Here is a 23,125-nt window from a genome sequence, read left to right on the forward strand (position 1 = left end):
TCCGCCCGCCTTTCTCGTGAGGGACTTATGGGCCTTCGGCTTCAGCGACGACGACAGGACACCGTGCGCCTCCGTGCGCGCGCCGTCACGCCTGCCTGAAGCCGGCCCGCCGAACTTGCGGGCCATCTGCCCTGCCCTGCGAGTTTCCCCCATGACCGAGCTTCCCCTGACCATCGCCGTCGAGACGGCGGCCGACGACGCGGCCATCGACCGGCTGCATGAGCGCACCTTCGGCCCCGGCCGGTTCGCCCGCACCGCCTTCCGCATCCGGGAGCAGACGGGGCACGAGCGCGCCCTTTCCTTCACCGCGCGGGTCGGCACCATGCTGGTGGGATCGGTGCGGCTGACGCGGATCAGCATCGGCACCACGCCCGCGCTGCTCCTCGGCCCGCTCACGGTGGAGCCGCCGTTCCAGTCGGTGGGCATCGGCGCGCGGCTGATGGAGCACGCCCTCGACGTGGCGCGGCAGCAGGGCCACCGGCTCGTCGTGCTGGTGGGGGACGAACCCTATTACGCCCGCTTCGGCTTCCGCCGCGTGCCCTTCGGGCAGGTGACGCTGCCCGGCCCGGTGGACCCCGGCCGCCTTCTCGTCGCCGAACTCAGCGACGGCGCCTTTGCCGGCGTCTCCGGCATGGTCAGCGGCAGCCGCTGACACGCATCGGTTACGCCCTTGGTCTAAGGCACAACTGGCGGGGCGGCTCGCGCTCCGTTAGCGTGGTATCGAGATGCGAAACGGTTCAGCAATGCGCTGACGAACCGGGGAGGACGGCGCCGCCACGGTGCCGCCAAAGGCGTTCCCGCGCACCGCATCCGCGATGGAAGAGGGAGGAAGGATGATGACGTCTGGGATCATGCGGCACTCGCGCGCCCTGTTGGCGGCGGCGGCGATCGGCGCGCTTCTGGCGGGCGCGGCCCGGGCCGAAGACACCTCGGTGAAGCTCGGCGTGCTCAACGACATGTCCGGCGTCTACGCCGACATCTCCGGGCCCGGCTCGGTGGTCGCGGCGCAGATGGCGGCCGACGACTTCATGGCCAAGAACAAGGGCTTCAAGGTCGAGGTCGTGGGCGCCGACCACCAGAACAAGCCGGACGTGGGCGCCTCCATCGCCCGCAAGTGGTACGACCAGGAGAATGTGGACGCCGTCATGGACGTCACCACCTCCTCGGTGGCGCTGGCGGTGAGCGACATCACCAAGGAGAAGAACAAGATCTTCCTCGTCTCGGGCGGCGGCACCTCCGACCTCACCGGCGCCAAGTGCTCGCCCAACACGGTCCACTGGACCTACGACACCTGGGCGCTGGCCAACGGCACCGGATCGGCCCTCACCAAACAGGGCGGCTCGCCGTGGTTCTTCATCACCGCCGACTACGCCTTCGGCGCGGCGCTGGAGCGCGACGCCTCGGCGGCGGTGAAGGCGGCCGGCGGCAAGGTGGCGGGCAGCGTGAAGCACCCGCTCTCCAACACCGACTTCTCCTCCTTCCTGCTGCAGGCGCAGTCCTCCGGCGCCAAGGTCATCGGCCTCGCCAATGCCGGCAACGACCTCATCACCGCGGTGAAGCAGGCGTCCGAGTTCGGCATCACCCAGGGCGGCCAGCAGCTCGCCGGCCTGCTCATCTTCTCGTCCGACGTGAAGGCCCTCGGCCTGCAGGCGGCGCAGGGCCTCGTGCTCACCGACGCCTTCTACTGGGACCTGAACGACGACACCCGCGCCTTCTCCAAGCGCTTCGGGGCCAAGTTCAACGGCAAGATGCCCACCAGCGCCCAGGCCGGCGTCTATTCCAGCGCCATGCACTATCTGAACGCCATCAAGGACGCCAAGACCAAGGACGCGCCCAAGGTGATGGAGCAGATGCGCGCCACGCCGATCAATGATCCGCTGTTCGGCAAGGGCGAGATCCGCATCGACGGCCGCGCCATCCACCCCATGTACCTCCTGAAGGTGAAGAAGCCCGCCGACAGCAAGGGCGAGTGGGACCTGTTCGAGGTCGTCTCCACCATCCCCGCCAACGAGGCCTTCCGCCCCCTCAAGGACGGTGGCTGCCCGCTGGTGAAGTAAGCCGCAGCGCTTAAAGGGCCGGCGCCGCCTCGCGAGGGCGGCGCCGGCTTTTTTTGTTTCTGGCCAGGGACATCAACAGGTCAGGCCGGTTTTCGGCCGAACTGTTGCAAGGGGAGCCACCTCACCGCGCCAGCCCCACCGCCCCCGCGAGCACCGCGGCCATGGCGAGGTCGGAGACCATGGCGATGGTCTCGGTGCGGTTCTTCTCCGGCCGCAGCGCGTGCTTCACCCCGGCGAGGAAATAAAACAGCCCGCCGCCCACCGCCGCCGGCACGAGGAAGGCCGGGAAGACGAGGGAGAGGAGGCCGAGGAGGCCGAAGGCGAGGTTGGCGAAGCCCAGCTCCTGCACGATCACCTGCGCCTTGGGATCGGCGATCTCGAAAATGGTCTGCGCGGTAAAGGCCGGCTGCGTCACCTGCTTCAGCCCGGCAAGGCCGAGCCGCGCGCCGACGCCCCAGACCACGAACCACTTCAGCACCAGCGCCGCCACCGGCCCGCCCGCCACCAGCGCCTCGATCAGCACGCTGGCGAGCGGGGCGATCAGCATCAGCACGAGGATGGCGGCGAGATACATGGGGTGGTGTCCCTCTGGGCTACGGCGTCCGTGGCGCTCCCGACAACATCTTAGGACGAGGATCGGCGCGCCGAAGCCCGCCGTCCTCCTTCAATCGAGCCCCGCAGCGACAGGACACAGGCCGCCCGCCATGCGTGAAGCCCGGACACCCCGCCTCATGGCGGGTGCGCCCCTCACGACGCCTTCGTGCGCAGCGTCACCAGCTCTTCGGCGGCGGTGGGATGCACGGCGATGGTGCGGTCGAAATCGGCCTTGGTCGCCTTCAGCCCCAGCGCCACGGCGGCGAGCTGGATCATCTCGGACGCCGCATCGCCCATGATGTGGACGCCGAGCACCTGGTCGGTTTCCGCGTCCACCACCAGCTTCATGAAATCGCGCGTCTCGCGGCCCGAGAGGGTCGCCTTCAGCGGGCGGAAGCTGGTCTTGTAGATGTCCACCGGCCGGCCGGCGGCCCGCGCCGCCTCTTCCGTGCAGCCCACCGTGCCGATCTCCGGCTCGGAGAAGACGGCGGTCGCCACCAGCGAATGGTCCACCGTCCACGGCTTGTTGCCGAACACCGTATCGGCGAAGGCGTGGCCCTCGCGGATGGCGACGGGGGTCAGGTTGATGCGGTTGGTGATGTCGCCCACCGCATAGATGGAGGGCACGTTGGTCCGGCCCTGCGCGTCCACGATCACCGCGCCCAGCGGGTCGAGGGCGACGCCCACCGCCTCAAGGCCCAGATTGCGGGTGCTGGGAATGCGGCCGATGGCGAGCATCACCTCGTCCACCTCCAGCTCCGCGCCGTCGGAGAGCACCACGCGCTTGCCGCCGGAGACGGCCTCGATGGAGGCGAGCGTCTTGCCGCTGACCAGCTTGATGCCGGCGCGGGTCATCTCCATCTCCAGATGCTCGCGCACCTCCATGTCGAAGCCCCGCAGCACCTTGTCGCCGCGATAGACCAGCGTCACCTCGGCACCCAGCGACCGGAACAGGCCGGCGAACTCCACCGCGATGTAGCCCGCGCCCTGGATCAGGATGCGGTCGGGGAAGCTCCTGAGGTTGAACGCCTCGTTGGAGGTGATGGCGAGATCGCAGCCGGGAATCTGCGGCCCCAGCGCGGGATGGGCGCCGGTGGCGAGCAGGATGTGGCGCGCCGCCACCTCCTCCCCGGTGGCGAGGATGCGCACCAGATTCGGCCCCGCCACCACCGCGCGGGAGGCGACGATCTCCACCCCGGCGGCCTCGGCATTGCGCTTGTAGATGGCTTCGAGCCGGGCGATTTCCTTGTCCTTGTTGGCGACGAGGGTCAGCCAGTCGAATTCGGGCGCGCTCACCCGCCAGCCGAAGCCGGCCATGTCGTCGATGTCGTGGGCATAGCGGCCGGCATAGACGAACAGCTTCTTGGGCACACAGCCACGGATGACGCAGGTGCCGCCCATGCGGTATTCCTCCGCCATCATCACCTTCGCGCCATGCTGGGCGGCGATGCGGCCGGCGCGCACGCCCCCCGAGCCGCCGCCGATCACGAACAGGTCCACCTCGCGCTGTGTCATGTAATGGCTCCCGCCAGATCCCGATGCGTGGCCGTGGCTTGAAGGAGCCGCGCCGGGGCGTCAAGCAAAGTCGGCGTGGGGTGGCCGCTTGCCGCCTCTGCACATAGGTGCTTCAACGCGGCATTGAATACGGACGCCATGCACGAAACCGAGATTCCTCCGCTCTGGCTGAAGCGCGCCCCCGTTGCGGCGGGCCGCGCGGGCTTCGCCTTGCCCGCCGTGCTGCGGCTGCGCGCCCGGCGCGGGGCCCTCGCCATCGTGCTGGCGGGCGAGGGGGCGGACGGGCCCCTGCCCTTCACCTTCGCCACCGACACAGGTGCGATGGCGGGCGAGACCCTGCTGCCCGGCGTGCCGACGGTGGCGCTGGTGCCGGCCGGGGCCACGCGGATCGAGGTCGCGGGGGCGCCGCCCGGGTTCCGGCTCGGCTATTATCCGGTCCACAAGGTGGCTTTGAAGCTGCACGCCTTCGCCAACGGCCGCTTTGAAAATCTCGGCCTGCCGCGCCGCTGGAAGGCGGCCGGGGCCGCTGCCCGCACCCTGCGCGGGGCGCTCCATGCCCTCGTCTCCGCTTCGCCGGCCCGCCGCCGGGCCGAGGCGGCGCGCTATCGCGCCTTCCGCGCCCGCTTCGTCGGCGATTTCGCCGAGGTGCCCGCGCCCGGTGCCGCGCCCCGGCTGAGCCTACTCACCGATGGCGGCGGAGCCGGCGCGGGCGATCTTGCCGCCTGCGCCGCCGCGCTCGCAGCACAGACCGACCGGACCTTCGAGTGGGTGGTGGCCCTGCCGCCGGACGCGCCGCCCGCCCTCGCCAAGGCCGCCACCGGCGCGCGCGTGGTGACGGCAGAGGGCGGCCCCGCCCATCGCCTCGCCGCCGCGCTCACCGCTGCCGAGGGCGGGCTGGTGCTGTTCCTCGACGCCGCAGCGCAGCCCACCCGCGATGCCGTTGCGCTCATTCGCGATGCCTTTGCGCGGCACCCCGATTGCGCCCTCGCCTATGCCGACGAGGAGCGGCTGGACGACGACGGCGCGCCGCTCCATGGCGTCTACCATCCCGCCTTCAACCGGCACCTGATGGAGGCGTCCGGCTATCTCCGGCGCTTTGCCGCCCTGCCCCGCGCCGACGCGCTGCGCCTCGGCCTTGATGCAGCCGCAGGGCCAGCCGCCGTGTTCGACCTGCTGCTGCGCCATGCTTCGACCCTGCCCGAAAGCGGCATTCGCCATGTGCCGCGCGTGGCGGTGGGGCTGAAAGGCCATCCGCCCGGCTTCGCGCCGGAGGAGATCGCGCCGGCCGCCGATGCCCTCGCGCGGCTGCGCGGTGTCGAGGTCGAAACCATCGGCCGCCACCTGCGCCCGCTCTATCCCACGCCCACGCCAGCCCCGCTCGTCTCCATCGTCGTGCCCACCCGCGACCGTGCGGCGCTGCTCGCCGTGGCGCTGCGCTCGCTCATCGCGCGCACGGCGTACCGGGCGTTCGAGATCATCGTCGTGGACAACGGCTCGGTGGAGCCGGCGACCTTCGCTCTGTTCGACGAGATCAAGGCCCTGTGGCCGGCGACGCGCGTGGTGCGGGACGACGGCGACTTCAACTTCCCCCGCATCTGCAATCTCGGCGTCGATGCGGCGCGGGGCGAGATGATCCTTCTCCTCAACAACGACGTGGAGGTGATCGAGGCGGGCTGGCTGGACGAGATGGTGGCCCTCGCCTCGCTGCCCGGCGCGGGCGTCGTGGGGGCGAAGCTGCTGTTTCCGGATCGCACGGTGCAGCATGCGGGTGTCATCGCCGGGCTGTTCCGCTACGCCGACCACTGGTTCGCCCACAGCGCCGCCGACGCGCCGGGCTACGAGGACCGCCTTCTGGTGCGGCAGAACCTGTCCGCCGTCACTGCTGCCTGCCTGCTCATCCGCCGCGACGTGTGGGACGCCATCGGGCCGCTGGACGCCGTGCGCTTCGCCGAGGATTGCAACGACATCGACTTGTGCCTGCGCGCGCGGCGGGCGGGCTTTGAGGTGGCGTGGACGCCCTTCGCCACCCTCCTCCATTACGAATCCGCCTCGCGCGGCAAGAAGCGCTCGCGCGAGCACCGGGCGCGGCTGAAGGCGCAGCGGGCGCGCATGGAGGCCATCTGGCACACCTCCACGCTGGTGGACCCGCACTACAGCCCGAACCTCGACCGCAAGAGCCTGTTCGCCGCCCAGGCCGAGGCCCCGGAAGACCCGCGCGCGCCGCGCACGAGCGGGGTGTAGGGACGGCGGCGAAAGGCCGGGAGCGAGTGTCCGCAGAGCGGGCCGTCATCCCCCGGCTTGTCCGGGGGATCCACGGGGTGGCCGGGCCGGCTTTGCGTTATCGCACATCGCTCCAGCGGCAGTGTGGATGCCCCGGACGAGCCGGGGCATGACAGCGCAGAAACAGGACTGTGCGGGAAAAGAAAAAGGCCGGCCCCAGGGGGACCGGCCTTTCTCGTATCTGCAAACCCGCCGAGCGATCAGAGATCGACGCCGCGCTTCTTCATCTCGGCGCGCACGCGCTCCACGGCCTGGGCGTTGATCTGCGCGCCCCAGGCCTGGATGCCCTGCACCGCTTCCTGCACGATCACCGGACGGTCCTGCACCAGCTTGATGCCGGTGGGGCTGCGGAAGAAGGCGATGGCCTCCTTCAGCTCCGCCTCGGTGAAGCGGGTGGCGTAGGAATTGGCGAGGATGTCGAGGACCTCGGCCTGACGCTTCTCGAACTCCGGCCGCACCAGCACCGCCACTTCGCGGAGCTGCTTGGCGAGGTCGGGGTTGGTCTGGAGGAAGGACAGCGCCGCGCCGTCCACGATGTTGGGGATCACGCCGTCGAAGGCGCGGGCCTCGCCATTGGCGGCCACCAGATCGCGGGCGAGCTGGAGCAGCGCCGGCGAGGGCTTTGCGGCCGGGGCGGCGGCGGGGGGAACCGGACGGGTCTGGGCCTCGGCCACCGGCGCGAGGAGCGCGGCGGCCGGAACCGACAGGGCTGCAGCGAGGAACAGCTGCCGGACAAGGCGGCCGGAAAGGGGGTGACGCATGGAAGTCTCCGGAAAGGGGAAAAGCTAGAAGCTGCCGGGCTCCAGCTCGGTGATGCCGTCCTTGCCCGCGAGCACGGCGCGCCGGGCGAGGCCGATGAACAGGCCGTGCTCGACGACACCGGCCACCTGCGCCACCGCTGCGGCCAGCGCGGCGGGGTCGGGGATGCGGCCGAGATGGGCGTCGAGGATCAGGTGCCCCTGATCGGTGACGAAAGGATGACCGTCGCCATCGCGGCGCACGGTGATCTCGCCGGCGCAGCCGGCGCTGCGGATCGCCTCCGCCACCTGGCGGGTGATGGCGTTAACGCCGAAGTCCACCACCTCGATGGGCAGCGGGAAGCGGCCGAGCACGTCCACCTTCTTGGTGGCATCGGCGATGACGATCATTTCGCGCGCGGCGCTGGCGACGATCTTCTCGCGCAGCAGCGCACCGCCGCCGCCCTTGATGAGGGCGAGGCCGGGGCCGATCTCGTCAGCGCCGTCGATGCACAGGTCGAGCGGGCCGGCCTCGTCCAGCGTGGCGATCGGCACGCCGAGGGACACCGCCTGGGCTAAAGTCTGCTCGGAGGTGGGCACGCCCAGCACGTTGAGGCCGCCATGGACCTTCTCGGCCAGAAGCTCGACGAAATGCCGGGCCGTGGAGCCGGTGCCGAGGCCGAGGCGCATGCCGTCGGTGACATAGGTGAGGGCATGGGCGGCGGCGCGGCGCTTCAGGTCTTCGGCGTGGACCATTTTGTTTCCTGCCTCGATGTCCTTGAAACGTCGCCGCGCGCCGGCCCGGATGGGCCCTGCCGCAGCGGCGCTTCTTTTCTGGCGGAACGGCTCGCACCGCCATGTTCCGGCTCTAGCCCCGATCGGCGCCGCCGACAAGCCGGCGCGACGCCTCAGCGCGCCGCCGGGGTGCAGACGAGGCTTGAATCCGTGCCGCCCGCGGCGCGCGCGGTCTCGCGCACGTAGCAGATGCTCATCTCGCCGGTGTCGCGATTGACGCGGAAGATGCCGGTTTCCCCTTCGTAATGGGTGGGCATCAGCGCGTAATTGCCGGCCTTCTGCGGCCCCGCGCCCTCGCCCTGGGCGAAGCAGAAGGTGACGCCCACGCCGGCCGCGTTGGGCCGCTCGAACTGGCAGACGTTCATCTCGCCGGTCTGGCGGTTGATGCCATAGACGCGGTTGGCCTGGGCGGAGGGCGGCGCGGCGAACTCGAATCCGGGTCCGCTCGCCCCCGGCGCGGCCGCAGGCTGGGCGGCGACGGCTCCGATCCCGCCGAGACCCGCGGCTGCGACGGCCACCGCGAGCAGCACCGCCGGGTTGCGGCGCGCCGCGCGCAGCGTGCGAAGGGGAGTGGTCCGCATTCATGCCTCCTGAGTGCCGATCTGCTGCGAGCTCGGACGCGACCGCGAAGTGCGCGCCAGGGCCGCAGCCCTCGAATCCCCGCGACGCTGGCGCGAAAAAGCGGCAGGATTTAAGGCAGAAGGCGAGGATATCCTCCTCGCCGTCCCTTTCCCCGCTGCCGGCGCCAGCGCAACGGAAAGGGCAACCGACGGACCCCGGCGGAGATCGTCTGCTCCGATACCGCCACGCTGAAGGACTGCGCCCGATGACCCAATTCGCACAGCCCGCCTCCCGCCCGCTCGTCGCGTTCGATCTTGACGGGACGCTGGTGGACACCGCGCCCGATCTGCTCGACGCCCTCGACCTCGTGCTCTCCGCCCACAAGATCCCGCCCGTGGACCGCGCCGAGGCGCGCAACATGATCGGCGGCGGGGCGCGTCTCCTCATCGTACGGGCGCTGAAGAGCGAGGGCATCGACCTGCCGGACGACGAGATCGCCGCCATGACGCAGCGCTTCATCGCCCATTATGCCGAGAACATCGCCGTGGGCTCCCGCCCCTTCCCCGGCCTTCTGGAGGCGCTGGACCGGCTGGAGGCGAAGGGCGTGGCGCTGGCGGTCTGCACCAACAAGCTGGAGCACCTCGCCCGCCTGCTGCTCGATGCGCTGGAGCTGACGCCGCGCTTCGCCGTCATCACCGGCGCCGACACCTATCCCCGCTCCAAGCCCGATCCGCTGCCCCTCCTCTCCACCATTTCGGCGGCGGGGGCGGACGTGGCCCGCTCCATCATGGTGGGCGACAGCATCACCGACGTGCTCACCGCCCGCGCCACCGGCGTGCCGGTGGTGGCCGTCTCCTTCGGCTATACCGAGACGCCGCCCGGCGACCTCGGCGCCGACCTTCTGATCCACCATTTCGACCAGCTGGAAGAAGCCGTCGACGCCTTGCTGGCCAACGCTTCCGCCTAGGTCGGGCCTCTGGCCGGGGCGGCCTCGCCGCCGAAATGATCCACAGGCAGACGCGGCCCTGGTCGCGTCCGCCCTTGACAGGGGAGGCCCTGCGGCTCTAAACGGCCCTCCTCGCAATGGCGCGGGCGATTAGCTCAGCGGGAGAGCACTCCCTTCACACGGGAGGGGTCGCAGGTTCAATCCCTGCATCGCCCACCATTCCGACTGAAGTCCCCGCAACACATTCCGCACATCGCGCTCCCTGCAAGATCCGGCACAGGCTGGCGAACACTTGCGGCACATGGCGCACAAATTCGGGGAAATCCGGGAGCGCGTTCCGCATTCGGCCCATCTGCGCTCATTGCGCTTCAGATTGACCGGGCCCGCTCTTCTGCATCCACCTTCTCGCCATCGGCGACCGACGAAGAACGCCGGCGTTGTCGAGCGCATGGATCGCCGTCACAGGCCGCCAAGGCCGCCTCGATCATCGCATCGCTGACGCCAAAAGGGGTTCGTCCGGCGGGCTGGGCCTCGCTCGACAGGGTCATCTCTGGCGCTGATCTGCGCCTGTGGATTTCATGAGAACGATAGAGAACAAGCCACCGGACACAGGCATCGTGCTGTTCGCGGTTCTGTAAAGACCGAAACCGTCCAGCAGGCGACGCGCCGCGACGCCAGACGCGGCTGATCGATCCTTTTGGGTAGACGCGAGGCTACTCGGCCGGGACCCGCGGGCTCACGACGTCGCCCTGCGGACGCCGAAAGAGCCGCCTGCCGTACTCTCGACCCGGCTGCTCGATAAAACGGTAAGTAAACTCAGCGAGGAAAACAACGCTGCATACGATTCCAATGGACACCGCAGTACCGGAAAGCAGCGGCATATTATCCCACGACGCAATCAGGCGCCTGAATATTCCATCGGCTATAAAAATTACGGACGCGTGCATGAGATAAATAGAATAGGATATTTTTCCCAAATATTGCATCGGCCGTGTGTTCAAGACCATGCAGACTATTCCGCGATCGACATGCAATGCCATCACCAGGAATACGAGCGGAACCACAGTGACGACGATGTCGGGGCCGTCCAAGAAACGAAGCAGCACGACAAATGTCGCCACCGCAACGAGCTGCATAAGGCTGAATCGATAAGTAGGCGTCGACCGGATCCAATCCGCAACCTTGGGCGCCCTGACGATCCTGAAACAGACGACGCCAAGGAAAAAGCCCGCCAATCCGCGGGCAACCGCCGGGATGCCGTAAGTGGCCTCCGCGAGCCCGTCACGTGCGACCGAAGCGTAAATGTAGGCGATCACTGCCCCGACAATCAGAACCGGATTGGCCAGCCTTGAATGGAAAGGCCGCCACATTACGGCCAAGGCGAACACAATATAGGCAAGCGCTTCGGAGCTGATGCTCCAGCTCGGCCCGTTCCAGGAATTCCTGCCGAATGGCCCCCAGGACTGGATGAGGAACGTTGTCGCCCCGAGCAAATCCAAACTCCGCGTCCCGGTGAAAGGCGCAGAAGAATTAATCACACCTCCGGATTTCCAGAACACATACCGGACAACTTCTTGAATGACAAAAAATGAGAGAGCAAAAATATGCAGCGGATAAATTCGAAAGAATCTAAGCGTCAAAAAACGCTTCACTTGATCGAAATTTCCGATTCTATCCAGGTAGCTCGCCGCGATCACAAAGCCCGACATCACAAAAAAAACATCGACGAACAGTTCGCCATACAGAACGAAATCAAGATGGCGGAAAATGCTGTTTATCTGAAGGTGATGGAATACGACAATTAGTGCTGCGATTCCACGGAGACCATCGAGCGCCTCGTATCGTCCGTTGATCATCGTAACCCCATTCCACAGCAGGAACGTCGGAGAAGCTGCAATGCCAGCCTGCCGCCGCGCTCTATAACGCAACTGCGCCCAAAGCAACCAAGCAAATATCACGCCAACTGGCGCCGCGCAGTCCTCACAGCGCCCGCTACGTCAGAGAGAGCCGCACGCGTATCCTTAGCCGCCACTTGCATGCCGCCATAGCCGGCGTTGGCCCATTTGGGGCTTGAGACTGTAGCCGGGGCGGAAGCCGCTCGTGTTGGCGGAGCAGATGTAGAATTTGTCCTGCGTAACCTGGCTGCCGGGCGCGTGCACGCCTGCAGGATTTTCATCGTGCGCCCAGTGGATCGCCCGACCTTCCCGCCGGGGCACCGGCATCCTGCACCAGGCTTGGCCGTGGGCAATCGCATCCGCCTGATCTGGCCCATAAAAAACCCCGCCGGTGGCCCGGCGGGGTTTTGTTCATGGGGCGGACCGGCCCTATTCGGCGGCGCGCATGTTGAGCTTCGCCTCGGCGAGGCCGGTGAGCTTGGCGTCGGCGGCCTTCTCCTCGTCCAGGTTGCGCTGGAGCACGGAGGCACAGTCGCTGCGGCCGAGCTGCTTGGCCCAGGCGATGAGGGTGCCGTAGCGGGTGATCTCGTAATGCTCCACCGCCTGCGCGGCGGCAGCGAGCGCCGCATCCAGAACCTCGGGATCGGCGACCTCGGAGGCGACGTCCTCAGCCTCCTCGATGATGCCGTCGATGGCCGGGCATTTCACCGTGCTGGCCTCGACGCCGTGCATGCGGAACACTTCCTCCACCCGCTTCACATGCCCCTCGGTCTCGCCGAGATGGGTCTGGAAGGCCTGGCGGAGGGTGGAATTCTGCGCCTTCTCGATCATGGTCGGCAGCGCTTTCAGGATGCGCTTCTCGGCATAATAGATGTCGCGCAGCGTGTGGACGAAAAGGTCGTCCATGGATTGGATGTCCTTGGAGAAAAAGCCCATCTGGCACCTCCCGGAAATTGGAATGGAGAAGGGGCGCGACCCTTCAGGCCGCGCCCCGTTTCAGCCTCAGCGCTGGCCGCCCTTGCGGCCGGCTTCGGAGGCGAGGTCGTGGTCCTTGGAGAAGGAGCGCTTCTCGTCCGGCACGCTCTCCCCGCCCTTGCGGCCGGCCTCGGAGGCGCGCTCGCGGTCCTGAGCGAAGTTGCCCGAGCCGCCCCGCTGGCCGCCATGGTCCTGCTGGCTCTGCTGGCGGTTGTCGCCGCCCTGGCCGCCCTGCTGGCGGTTCTCGGCGCTCTGCTCGCCGCCCTTGCGGCCGGCCTCGGAGGCGCGCTCGCGATCGTTCTCGAAGTTTCCGGATCCGCCCTGCTGACGATTGTTCATCGGTTGGTATCCTCTCTTGTGCCCCCCGGTCAGAGAACGGGAGGCAGGGAGGATGGTTCCGGCAGACAGCATTACAAAACCGAAGCAGTCATGGCCGAACTATGCAGCTTGAGCGCTGGTTCAGCACGTTCCTCTAAGTAATGTTTCGGGCAGAATGTGCAGGATCGCCATCGATATCTTGACCGGAACATTGCCGCTCTCAAGCTTGACTGCCTGCCGCGAACAAAAATGCCCGGCACATGGCCGGGCATCCTGCAGAGGCACAGATCAGCACAGCTTCCGCTGCCCGTTCCGGCTCATATAAATCCCGCGCGGCCCGGTCGAGACCGGGGCCGGAGGCCTCAGTTGTCGTCGGCGGGGCTCACGTCGTCGAGGGCAAGGTTGGTGCAGGAGAGGCTGCCGTCGGGCTCGTCGAAGGCCGTCTGGGTCAGGAAGCTGCACCGGGTGCCCTCGACGGCGGCGATGTAGGAAACGAGGCGGTGGCCGATGGCCGCCACCTGCGCGGAATCGTCCGCCGGCTTGAAGGCAGCATCGGCCGGCGCCTGCGGGCCGGTCTTCTTCGCCACCTTGAGATCGGTGACGAGGGGCACCAGCGACACCGAGGCGGCCGTATCGGCCGGCGTCACCACCGGCTGGAGCAGCACGGTGAACTGGTCCCAATTGCCCTTGGCGAGGCGGCTCGCCTCGGATTCGGCGGACACGGTGGCCTTGTAGGCCGGCCCCGCCTCGCCCGGCACCACGGCGCCGGCGATCTTGAACTTGCGGTTGCCGGTCCCGCCCTCGGGCGCCGCGCCGGAGAGGACGCGCGCCAGCACGGTGTCGCCATAGGCCTTGAGCTTCGCCTCGGAGACCGCGCCGGCGTCCATCACCTTGGCGCGCGGAATGACGGCGAGGGCCATCTCCCCGCACAGGGACGGCAGCGTGACGGTGGCCACCAGCGGCACCTTGCGCAGCTCCTGCGCGATCTTCGCCTCGGCGCCGAGCGGCACCGCCACGTCCACGGACACGTCGTCGCCGTCGCGGGCGGCGAGGCGCAGGCGGCTCCAGGCATCCTTCATCTTCACCTTCGCGGTGCCGCCCTGCTGGGGCGTGACCACGAGGTCGATCTCGGCGAGGCCGGCGGGCGCCACCGGCGTGCGGCCGAGATCGGCGGCCTTGAGGTCCACGGTGAGCCCACCGGTGACGAGGCCGCACCAATTGTCCTCGTCGTGCTGGAGCACTAGCGCCGGCTCGGAGAAGCCGCCTTCGGGACGGAACACCGTCACCGCGGAGAGGCCGGGAACCACCGCCGTCTCCTCATAGATGTGGTGCAGGCCGCGCTGGTTCTCGGTGAAGGCGAGGGCATAGCTCTCGTCTCCCTGGCCGATGGTGAGCTTCAGCGCCCCGCCGGCCAGCGAGCCGGATACCGGCAACGGCGGGCGCGCATCGCCGGCCGGCGGCGCGACCGAGCCGGTGACCTTGCCGGCGCTGTCCACGTCGAGCGTGGCGATGGCCACGCGGTACGGCTTGAAGAAGGGCAGCCCCAGCACCATGAAGCGCTCGGTGGCGGCGTCGGCCACCGTGGGCGCCAGCAGCGCAGGCACGAGGGCGACGGCGGACAAAGCGGAAAGAACCGTCCGGCGGTGGGCGGTGCGTGTCACGGATGAGGTGCGCATTCCGTCGCCTCTCTTTGCGATGATGGCTTCGATTCGAGCTGTGCTGTGCGAGCCGATCTATAGCACTGCCCCATGGCGCCCCAAAGGCGGGGGGATGGGAGGCGGGGGAGTGGCACGGGAACAGCCATCGCGCCCCGGACAAGCGACGGCGTCGCCGGAGCGCTGATCCGGGGCCCAGCGCAAGGGACCGCCGCAGGCGGCTCAAGCGGAAAGGGTGTCGGAAGCATTGCCGGCCTCGCCGACCTTTCCCCTGGACCCCGGCTCGGCGCTCCGGCTGCGCCGTCGCTGGTCCGGGGCACGAACGGCCCCCCTTAAGCGCACGCCCTCGCGATGCTAAAGCGGCCCTCGACCCGTCAGCCGGAACCCGACCATGAACGCCCCCACCCCTCCCCCCGCCGACCGCGCGGTCCGCCGCATCCTCACGCCGGATGGCGTCGGCATCGCCAGCGCCGCCTTCGGGCCGGCCGAGGGCGCGCCGGTGGTGTTCATCCATGGTTTCTCCCAATCCGGCCTGTGCTGGAGCCGGCAGACGGCGAGCCCGGCGCTGGCCGGCTGCCGGCTCGTCACCTACGATTTCCGCGGCCACGGCGCCTCAGACCGGCCGGCCGATCCCGCCGCCTACCAGTCAGCCGAGGTGTGGGCGGGGGAGCTTGATGCGGTGATCCGCGGCTGGGGGCTGGAGCGGCCGGTTCTGGTGGGCTGGTCCTATGCCGGGCGCATCATCGGCGACTATCTGGCCGTCCACGGCACCGCGGGCATCGGCGGCATCGTCTTCGTCGATGCGGTGACCGCCAACGAGCGCCGCTTCTACGGCACCTGCAACCGGCTGATGCGCCTCATGTGCAGCACGGACGTGGAGGAGAACATCGCCGCCACCCGCACCTTCCTGCGCCGCTGTTTCGCCGCTCCCATCCCCCAGCCGCTGTTCGAGCAATTGCTGGCGGTGAACATGATGGTGCCGCCGGAGGTGCGCTCCGCCTTGTTCGGCCGCACGGCGGATTATGAGGCGCTGCTGAAGGGCCTCGACGTGCCGGTGCTGGTGGCGCAGGGCGCGCTGGACGAGGTGGTCGCCCCGGCCATGGCGGAGCATATCGCCGCAACCATTCCCGGCGCCCGGCTGGACCTCTATGCGGGCGTCGGCCACGCCCCCTTCATCGAGGCCGCGGACCGCTTCAACGCCACGCTCGCCGCCTTTGCTGCCGCAGCGTCAAGGCGTTAGGACAGGGCCGCGCAACAACCGGAGAAAAGCTTCACACTCCCGTGGGCCGGGAACCCGCGCGCCACAAAGCGGTTGCAGTCTTGTCCGTTTTGTGGCGACAAAGCGGTGTTGCCGACGTGTCCGGGCGTGCTCGATGGTCGTTCGCGCTCCGGTCCATCCGAGACGCAGAGCCATGATGAAGCTGAAATCGCTTGTTTTCGCAGGCATCGCCGCGCTGGTGGCGACGGGCTCGGCCAAGGCCGACGATCGCTATGACATCTTCAATTTCAACAAGTTCTTCGGCGGCGGCAATGTCGGCGTCGTGGGCAGCACCTCGCCCATCGGCCGGCAGATGGTCTCCATCGACCCGAAATATGCCCCGGGCAACATCGTCATCATCACGTCCGAGCGCCGCCTTTATTACGTGACGTCGCGGGGCCAGGCCATCCGCTACGGCATCGGCGTCGGCCGCGACGGCTTCCGCTGGTCCGGCGTCAAGACGGTGAGCGCGAAGAAGGAATGGCCCTCCTGGACGCCCCCCTCCCAGATGCTGAAGCGCCGTCCCGATCTGCCGCGCTACATGCCCGGCGGCATCGACAACCCGCTCGGCGCCCGCGCCATGTATCTCGGCTCCAGCCTCTACCGCATCCACGGCTCCAATGAGCCGGAGACCATCGGGCAGGCGGTGTCGTCGGGCTGCTTCCGCATGACCAATGACGACGTGGTGGACCTCTACAACCGCGTGCGCGTGGGCGCGACGGTCTACGTCCTCAAGTGATTTCCGCACCCGGAATGAAAAAGGCCCGGCCGTCTCGCGACGACCGGGCCTTTTCATGTCAACGCCGTGATGCGTCAGAGGGCGGCGAGGTTCGCAGCCTTGCTCTTTCCGCGGTTGTCCGGGACGACATCGAACGAGACCTTCTGGCCGTCGTTCAGGCCGTACATGCCGGAGCGCTCCACGTCGGAGATGTGGACGAACACGTCGGGGCCGCCCTCATCCTGCACGATGAAGCCGAAGCCCTTCTGGGCGTTGAAAAACTTGACAGTACCCGTGGCCATGGAGGCCTCCTGTAGAAACGCTTTCCGGGAGTGTCCCGAAAGGCGCCGATCGTCCCGGCGACACGCGACAGATAAAGGTCGCGGCGCAACGGGACGCAGTTCAGGACAGGTTCGTGCTTGGGGAAGGCTTTTGCGTCGCGGCCCGAAGGAAACGAAGAAGAGGCCGTCGACGAACTTGTCCGCTCGGCTCGCCCCTCCGCTATCCCATCAAAATGGAACGCGGAGGAACGAACACCCCGTGCCGTGGCGCGATCTGCTCGGAAACGAACTGCTCGTGATGGGAGCTGCTCAGCTGCGAGTTGCTCGATCGGGATCGGAGTACATCCGTCCGTCTCCCGGAAGCGTCTGCGCTCGAAGCGCGCCGCATCCATCGGCTGGGGTTGATGGGAAGATAGGGATCAATCGCGGCGGTTCAAGGGCGGCGGGGAAGATTTTCGCCCGCCGCCACCGAACCTGGTCCCGAACCTCTGCCGAACCCCATCGATACCGGGGGTGAACACCGCTCGGCAACGTGGTGAAAGTCACCCGAACCGGCGCCAGATCACTTGCCCGCCGCGGCCTTCGCCACGAAGGTGCCGTCGAAGGTCTTGGCGAGGTCGATCTTGGCCGCCTTCAGCTCGGAATCGAACTCCACCAACATGTTGAGGGCATTCTTCATGCCCGCTTCGGGGATCAGGCCGGTGCGCGAATAGATCGGCAGCGAGTTCTTGACCGCGTTGAGGTACAAGGTCTTGTCCCCGAGCAGATATTCCTCCGGCACCACCGCCGCCACATCCTCGGGGGTGGCCGTCTTAAGCCATTGAAGAGCCTTGTAGAATGCATTCACCAGCTTCTGCGTGGTGACCGGATTCTGCTCCACGAAGTCGCGCTTCATGTAGAGGACGGCCGCGGGATTCTCGCCGCCGAAGATCTTGTCGTTTCCAGCTTCCGTGCGGCTGTCGGCGAGAACAATGACGTCTCCGTCGTCTTCCAGCTTTGTAATCACGGGGTCGAGATTGGACATGGCATCGATCTCGCCACGCTTCATCTGCGCCACGGCAGAGGCTCCACCGCCGACACCTACGTAGGAAGCGTCATCCGGCTTCAGACCATCTTTCGCCATCAGGAAATTGACGAAGAAATTCGTCGAAGATCCCGGCGCCGTCACGCCGATCTTCGCGCCTTTCAGATCTTTCACCGACTTGATCGGCCGATCCTTCCGCGCCACCAGGACGATCCCCGGGAAGCGGCCCAATTCGATAACGGAAACAATGTCCTGGCCCTTGGCCTGCATGCGGATGGTGTGCTCGTAGGCGCCCGTCACCACATCGATGGAGCCGCCGATAAGTGCTTGCAAAGACTTGGCTCCGCCGCCGAAATCATTGATCGCGACATCCAGCCCCTCGTCCTTGAAGAAGCCCTTCCGCTCGGCGATGGTCAGCGGCAGATAATACAGCAGCGGCTTGCCGCCGACCCCCAGCGTAAGCTTCGGCTTCTCTGCCTTCGCCGCCGGCTGGGCGCTGGCCGGCACGGCCAGGGCGAGCGCGAGCGCGGCCACCGCGAGCTTGAGCATCTTCATGATTTTCCTCCCGTTTTTCTTTACGCCTGCGTCGCCGGCGCAGGGCGCCAGACGAGCAGGCGGTTCTCGATGGCGCTCACCACCGTGTCGATGATGATGACGAAGATGGACAGCACCAGCATGCCCGAGAACACCCCGGTGACATCGAACACCCCCTCCGCCTGGTGGATGCGATAGCCCAGCCCAGCCGCCGAACCGAGATATTCCCCCACTACCGCCCCCACCAGCGCAAAGCCAACGGCGGTATGGAGCGAGGAGAACATCCAGGTCAGCGCCGAGGGCCAGAACACGTTCCGCATCAGCTGGCGCTCGCTCATGCCCAGCATCCGGGCGTTGGCGAGCAGCGTCGGGCTGACTTCCTTAACACCCTGATAGACATTGAAGAAAACGATGAAGAACACCAGCGTGACACCCAGCGCCACCTTGGACCAGATGCCGAGCCCCAGCCACAAGGCGAAGATGGGCGCCAGCACCACGCGCGGCAAAGCATTGGCCATCTTCACATAGGGATCGAAGACCGCCGCGATCATGGCCTTGCGCGCGAACCAGAAGCCCACCAGCACGCCGCCCAACGCGCCGATGGCGAAGGCGAGCATGGTCTCAAGCAGCGTGATGCCGAGGTGATACCAGATCACCCCGGTGTAGAAGTCCTTGAAGGTCCTCTCAAAAACCGCCAAGGGCGTCGAGAAGAAGAAGGGGTCGAGCGGATAGAAGGGCTTCGGCGAGAGCGCCGCGATCGAAACCTTCACGGTGGAGCCGAAATGCCAGATGGCGATCAGCACCACCGCCACCAGCACCTGCAAAGTGAACAGCGTGAAACGGTTGCGCATGGTTCAGCTCGCGACCTCGGACTGGCGATAACCCTTCACCACCTCGTCCTTCAGTGCCGCCCAGATCTCGCGGTGAAGGTGGTGGAAGGCGGGCTCCAGCCGCACGTCGATGTCGCGCGGGCGGGCAATGGGCACCCGCCACTGGCCGATGATGCGCGAGGCCGGCCCCGCACCCATGATAACCACCCGGTCTGCCAGCGAAATCGCCTCCTCCAGGTCGTGGGTCACGAACATCACCGCCTTGCGGTCCTGGCTCCATAGGTCGAGCAGCAGGTTGCCCATGATCTGGCGGGTCTGGGCGTCGAGCGGGCCGAACGGCTCGTCCATGAGCAGGATCTTGGGGTCGCGGATCAGCACCTGGGCGAGGCCGACACGCTTTCTTTGCCCGCCGGACAATTGGTGGGGATAGCGATCCGCGAAAGCGGCAAGGCCCACGCGGGCCAGCCACTTGCGGGCGCGGCTGCGCGCTTCCTCCGTCTCGGTGCCGGCCACCTCGAGGCCGATGGCCACGTTGTCGAGCGCCGTCTTCCACGGAAACAGGGCTTCGGCCTGGAAGAGATACCCGGCCGCGCGGTTGAGGCCGGAGAGCGGCGTTCCGTGGATCGTCACCGTCCCGGATGCCGGCTTCAGCAGACCGGCCGTCGCGTTGAGAAGGGTGGACTTGCCGCAGCCGGTAGGGCCGACGATGGCGACGAACTCGCCGTCCGCCACCTCGAGATTGACGCCCTGTACAGCGACGAATGGTGAAGCCGCACGGCTGGCGCCGGGAAAGGCGATGGAGATGTCGCGCAGCCCGACCGCGCATGCCTGAGCCATGCGGCCTCCCTGGACCACGCTGAAGGGTTGCACCACTGAACGTCTCCCGATCCCGCGCCCCGACCGCGCGTCCGGTTGGCCCGGATCATCGGGACAAGGTAGCCGAGGGCGCGCCGGAGGCAAGGGCGGGGATCGCCCTCACCCCGGACGGGAAAAGGTCAGGATCTCCCGCTTGCCGGCGTGGTTGGCCGGGCCGACGATGCCCTCGTTCTCCATGCGCTCCATCAGGCTCGCGGCCTTGTTGTAGCCCACCTGCAAGCGGCGCTGGATGTAGGAGGTGGAGGCCTTGCGGTCGCGCATCACGATGGCTACCGCCTGCTCGTAGAGGTCGCCGCCGGCGTCGGCGATGCCGGAGCGGTCAAACACCGCCTCGTCATCGTCCTCGGCCACGGCATCCTCGTCCAGCACCACCTCATCGATATAGTCCGGTCCGCCCTGTGCCTTGAGGAAGGCGACGACCTTCTCCACCTCGCCGTCCGAGACGAACGGGCCGTGGACGCGGTTGATGCGCCCGCCGCCCGCCATGAACAGCATGTCGCCCTGCCCCAGCAGCGTCTCCGCGCCCATCTCGCCGAGAATGGTGCGGCTGTCGATCTTGCTGGTCACCTGGAAGGAGATGCGGGTGGGGAAATTGGCCTTGATGGTGCCGGTGATGACATCGACTGACGGGCGCTGCGTCGCCATCACGAGATGGATGCCGGCGGCTCGCGCCATCTGGGCGAGGCGCTGGATGGCACCCTCAATCTCCTTGCCCGCTACCATCATCAGGTCGGCCATCTCGTCCACGATGACGACGATGTAGGGCAGCGCGGTGAGATCCATCTCCTGTTCCTCGAACAGGGCCTCCCCGGTCTCGCGATCGAACCCCACCTGAACGTTGCGGGTGATGATCTCGCCCTTCGCCGAAGCCTCGCGGACGCGGGCGTTGTACCCATCGATGTTGCGGACGGCGAGGCGGCTCATCTTGCGATAGCGCTCCTCCATCTCCTTCACCGCCCATTTCAGCGCGATGATCGCCTTCTTGGGATCGGTGACGACGGGGGTGAGCAGGTGCGGGATGCCCTCGTAGACCGAGAGCTCCAGCATCTTGGGGTCGATCATGATGAGCCGGCAGGCCTCCGGCGTGTGCCGGTAGAGCAGGCTGAGGATCATGGTGTTGATGGCCACCGACTTACCCGATCCGGTAGTACCGGCGACGAGCAGATGCGGCATGCGCGCGAGGTCGGCGATCACCGGCACGCCGCCGATGGTCTTGCCCAGGCACAGGCCGAGCTTGGGGTGAGCCTCGGCGAATTCGTGACTCGCCAGAAGCTCGCGCAGCCACACGGTCTCGCGCCGCCGGTTGGGCAGCTCGATGCCGATGACGTTTCGCCCCTCCACCACCGCCACGCGGGCGGACACCGCGCTCATGGAGCGGGCGATGTCCGGCGACAGGCCGATGACGCGGGAAGACTTCACCCCCGGTGCCGGCTCGAACTCGTAAAGCGTGACGACGGGGCCGGGATTGGCGTCGATCACCTCGCCGCGCACGCCGAAGTCGCGCAGCACCTGCTGAAGCATCGTGGAGGACTGGTCGAGGAATTCCTCGGAGAGCTCATAGTCCGGCTCCACCACCGGCGGCTCGCGCAGGAGATCGAGGGGCGGGAGGAAATAGGGTCCTTCCGTGACCTCAGCAGCTGCGTGCGCGGGCTCGGGCGGGAGGGTAACAACAGTTTCCACAGGAACGGCGGCGACGGCATCCACCACAGGCGCTGCTGCCGAGGCCGCAGGAGCGGACATGACCGCCGAATGGAGAGCGCCGAAGAACTGGGCGCTGATGCTCTGCTGGTAGGGTCGCCAGGACGCGAACGCTTCGCCCGACAGGATCGACCCGGCTGCGAGGGGCAGTGGGGCGTCCTCGGCTTCGGCCTCGTCTTGATCGTCGTCTTCAAGCACGGAAGCGTCTTCCGAATCGTCCTGGTCGCGTTCGGCGGCCTCCTCGTCTTCCTCGTCCGTCAGGTCCGCGTCCTCGAAGACATCGTCTTCGAATTCGTCGTCATCGAGTTCATCGTCCTCCAGCTCGGAGGAAAGCGCCGCGTCGTCCTCGTCCAGTTCGTCGTCATCGTCGGAAAGGTCGATCTCTTCGGAGTCGTCTGTGTCGCCCTCCAGTTCGGCGACCTCATCGTCCTCGGAGTCTTCCTCCTCGAACGCGTCGTCCTCGGGTTCAGCGTCCTCGAGTTCAGCGTCCTTGGAGGCTTCAGGCTCGGAAACCTCGTTCTCGTCAGCGTCGATCTCGTCTTCGTCTAACTCTGCAATCTCCTCGGCGTCGGACAGCGCCTCCAGCACCGCGGCCTCGCTCTCCACCAAGCTGTCCTTCACATCGGCCGGCTCCGCAGCCACGGGATCGACATCCTGCTCCCCGGCGGGAGCGGGCGGGGTGGCGGCGCGGCCGAGGACGACGAGGCGCAGCAGGCTCCACAGGTGATCGGGGACGTCCGCCGTGTCGACCTCCGAAGCCGCCTCAGCCACGGCCTGCGGCGCGATGCCGGGCTCAAGGAGCGCAGGCTCCGACGCTTCCGCCGGGATCTCCTCGCCGGGGGCAGCCTCTACAAGCGCGGCATCGGAAACCGAGGGCGCGGGGACAGCCATGGCGGCCTCTTCCTCAACGGGAGGCAGGGCGGCCTGGGCCGCCGTCACCTCTTCCGGCACCGCGGCGGGCGCGGCGAAGGCGGTCTCCGTCGGGATATCCGCAAGCTTGGCGACAGGCTGCTGCGCCACCGGCTGGACCGCATCGTCCGCCGGCTCGAACAGGAAGTGCCAGCCGCGGCTCGACCCCTGGGTCGTGACCGGGGTGGGCACCTGCGGCAGGACTGGCGGCAGCGAGGGCGCGCCCGGCTCGCGGGGGCGCAGCAGATGGTCCGGAGTGCGGGTGAAGCGGGTGTTGGCGTCGAGGGTGAACGGCCGCAGCCAACTCGGGACCAGTTCGAGGTCGATCCAGCTGTGGGCGGTTTCGGCCGCCTCGAAGGCGCCCTCGTGGATGGCTGGATCGTATTCCGGAATCCGCTCGTAGAACGAGGGCAACCCACGTTCGGCGGCAGAATCGGCCGGCGGATCGAACGAGTCGTCCGGAGCGTAGGAAGGATACGCAAAAGGTCTCGGAGGACGGTTGAAGGAAGACATGTGAATCCGAAATCCGCAGCACCGGCGCCGTTTCGAGGACACTAGGGCGGGGGCGTTAAGGGGAGGTTTGCACCTCGCGACGAAGGTTTCAGGATACCTTATCTGTGAATCATGGGGACAAGCCCGCACCGCCCCACCGTCTGCGGCGGACCCGTT

21 protein-coding genes and 1 tRNA gene are annotated in these 23,125 nt (G+C 67.5%); 7 read left to right on the plus strand and 15 right to left on the minus strand.

The genetic code is table 11. The features are described 5' to 3' along the window. The first annotated feature begins 151 nt into the window (after positions 1-151). The gene (locus ACT54R_RS02320) at positions 152-652 is read left to right on the plus strand and encodes a GNAT family N-acetyltransferase (protein ID WP_476323088.1); all 501 of its coding nucleotides are present in this window, start codon (positions 152-154) and stop codon (positions 650-652) included. A 181-nt stretch (positions 653-833) separates the two neighbouring features. Further along, complete coding sequence (locus ACT54R_RS02325; RefSeq protein WP_476323091.1) at positions 834-2,057, plus strand: ABC transporter substrate-binding protein; 1,224 nt, start codon at positions 834-836, stop codon at positions 2,055-2,057. 121 nt (positions 2,058-2,178) lie between these two features. Here ACT54R_RS02325 and ACT54R_RS02330 read toward each other — a convergent pair whose 3' ends face one another. Then, the gene (locus tag ACT54R_RS02330; protein WP_476323094.1) at positions 2,179-2,631 is read right to left on the minus strand and encodes a DUF6790 family protein; all 453 of its coding nucleotides are present in this window, start codon (positions 2,629-2,631) and stop codon (positions 2,179-2,181) included. A gap of 173 nt (positions 2,632-2,804) precedes the next feature. Further along, positions 2,805-4,166, minus strand: a complete 1,362-nt coding sequence (gor, locus tag ACT54R_RS02335) for a glutathione-disulfide reductase (RefSeq protein ID WP_476323097.1) — start codon at positions 4,164-4,166, stop codon at positions 2,805-2,807. A 138-nt stretch (positions 4,167-4,304) separates the two neighbouring features. Here gor and ACT54R_RS02340 point away from each other — a divergent pair, with 138 nt between their 5' ends. Beyond that, entirely contained in the window at positions 4,305-6,407 is a 2,103-nt protein-coding gene (locus ACT54R_RS02340) for a glycosyltransferase family 2 protein (protein ID WP_476323100.1), read from the plus strand. A 239-nt stretch (positions 6,408-6,646) separates the two neighbouring features. Here ACT54R_RS02340 and ACT54R_RS02345 read toward each other — a convergent pair whose 3' ends face one another. From ACT54R_RS02345 to ACT54R_RS02355, 3 genes are all read right to left on the minus strand, one after another. After that, positions 6,647-7,207, minus strand: a complete 561-nt coding sequence (locus tag ACT54R_RS02345; protein ID WP_168460669.1) for a DUF2059 domain-containing protein — start codon at positions 7,205-7,207, stop codon at positions 6,647-6,649. 24 nt (positions 7,208-7,231) lie between these two features. Then, positions 7,232-7,939: a ribose-5-phosphate isomerase RpiA gene (gene rpiA, locus ACT54R_RS02350; protein WP_476323104.1), complete on the minus strand. Its 708-nt coding sequence runs from the start codon at positions 7,937-7,939 to the stop codon at positions 7,232-7,234. 152 nt (positions 7,940-8,091) lie between these two features. Further along, the gene (locus ACT54R_RS02355; RefSeq protein ID WP_168460682.1) at positions 8,092-8,559 is read right to left on the minus strand and encodes a hypothetical protein; all 468 of its coding nucleotides are present in this window, start codon (positions 8,557-8,559) and stop codon (positions 8,092-8,094) included. A gap of 245 nt (positions 8,560-8,804) precedes the next feature. Here ACT54R_RS02355 and gph point away from each other — a divergent pair, with 245 nt between their 5' ends. Next, on the plus strand, positions 8,805-9,506 hold the full coding sequence (gph, locus tag ACT54R_RS02360) for a phosphoglycolate phosphatase (protein WP_476323108.1): 702 nt from the start codon (positions 8,805-8,807) through the stop codon (positions 9,504-9,506). A 123-nt stretch (positions 9,507-9,629) separates the two neighbouring features. After that, positions 9,630-9,704, plus strand: a tRNA-Val gene (locus ACT54R_RS02365). A gap of 149 nt (positions 9,705-9,853) precedes the next feature. Here ACT54R_RS02365 and ACT54R_RS02370 read toward each other — a convergent pair. The 5 genes from ACT54R_RS02370 to ACT54R_RS02390 form a co-directional block, all read right to left on the minus strand. Beyond that, positions 9,854-10,033, minus strand: a complete 180-nt coding sequence (locus ACT54R_RS02370; protein ID WP_476323111.1) for a hypothetical protein — start codon at positions 10,031-10,033, stop codon at positions 9,854-9,856. 165 nt (positions 10,034-10,198) lie between these two features. Further along, entirely contained in the window at positions 10,199-11,341 is a 1,143-nt protein-coding gene (locus tag ACT54R_RS02375; RefSeq protein ID WP_476323114.1) for an acyltransferase family protein, read from the minus strand. Between the two features lie 468 nt (positions 11,342-11,809). Continuing rightward, positions 11,810-12,316, minus strand: coding sequence for a ferritin-like domain-containing protein (locus ACT54R_RS02380; protein ID WP_168460697.1), 507 nt, complete (start codon positions 12,314-12,316; stop codon positions 11,810-11,812). Positions 12,317-12,382: 66 nt separating this feature from the next. Then, positions 12,383-12,694, minus strand: a complete 312-nt coding sequence (locus ACT54R_RS02385; RefSeq protein ID WP_476323118.1) for a con-10 family general stress protein — start codon at positions 12,692-12,694, stop codon at positions 12,383-12,385. A 341-nt stretch (positions 12,695-13,035) separates the two neighbouring features. Then, positions 13,036-14,349, minus strand: a complete 1,314-nt coding sequence (locus tag ACT54R_RS02390) for a hypothetical protein (RefSeq protein ID WP_476323120.1) — start codon at positions 14,347-14,349, stop codon at positions 13,036-13,038. Positions 14,350-14,719: 370 nt separating this feature from the next. On the opposite strand from ACT54R_RS02390, the gene ACT54R_RS02395 reads away from it, so the two are divergent. Together ACT54R_RS02395 and ACT54R_RS02400 are read left to right on the plus strand one after the other, a co-directional pair. Continuing rightward, positions 14,720-15,568, plus strand: coding sequence for an alpha/beta fold hydrolase (locus ACT54R_RS02395; RefSeq protein WP_476323123.1), 849 nt, complete (start codon positions 14,720-14,722; stop codon positions 15,566-15,568). Positions 15,569-15,740: 172 nt separating this feature from the next. Next, positions 15,741-16,325: a L,D-transpeptidase gene (locus tag ACT54R_RS02400; RefSeq protein WP_168460705.1), complete on the plus strand. Its 585-nt coding sequence runs from the start codon at positions 15,741-15,743 to the stop codon at positions 16,323-16,325. A 74-nt stretch (positions 16,326-16,399) separates the two neighbouring features. On the opposite strand, the gene ACT54R_RS02405 is transcribed toward ACT54R_RS02400, so the two are convergent. The 5 genes from ACT54R_RS02405 to ACT54R_RS02425 form a co-directional block, all read right to left on the minus strand. Further along, the gene (locus tag ACT54R_RS02405) at positions 16,400-16,606 is read right to left on the minus strand and encodes a cold-shock protein (protein WP_168460707.1); all 207 of its coding nucleotides are present in this window, start codon (positions 16,604-16,606) and stop codon (positions 16,400-16,402) included. 541 nt (positions 16,607-17,147) lie between these two features. After that, complete coding sequence (locus ACT54R_RS02410; RefSeq protein ID WP_476323128.1) at positions 17,148-18,164, minus strand: ABC transporter substrate-binding protein; 1,017 nt, start codon at positions 18,162-18,164, stop codon at positions 17,148-17,150. 20 nt (positions 18,165-18,184) lie between these two features. Beyond that, a complete protein-coding gene (locus tag ACT54R_RS02415) occupies positions 18,185-18,994 on the minus strand; it encodes an ABC transporter permease (RefSeq protein ID WP_168460709.1) in 810 nt (269 codons plus the stop codon). 3 nt (positions 18,995-18,997) lie between these two features. Further along, on the minus strand, positions 18,998-19,810 hold the full coding sequence (locus tag ACT54R_RS02420) for an ABC transporter ATP-binding protein (protein ID WP_476323132.1): 813 nt from the start codon (positions 19,808-19,810) through the stop codon (positions 18,998-19,000). A gap of 138 nt (positions 19,811-19,948) precedes the next feature. Beyond that, positions 19,949-22,870 carry a DNA translocase FtsK gene (locus ACT54R_RS02425; RefSeq protein ID WP_476323135.1) on the minus strand — a complete coding sequence of 974 codons (2,922 nt, stop codon included), beginning with the start codon at positions 22,868-22,870 and terminating at the stop codon, positions 19,949-19,951. Between the last annotated feature and the right edge of the window lie 255 nt (positions 22,871-23,125).

It is taken from the genome of Xanthobacter sp. DMC47 (assembly GCF_056313845.1).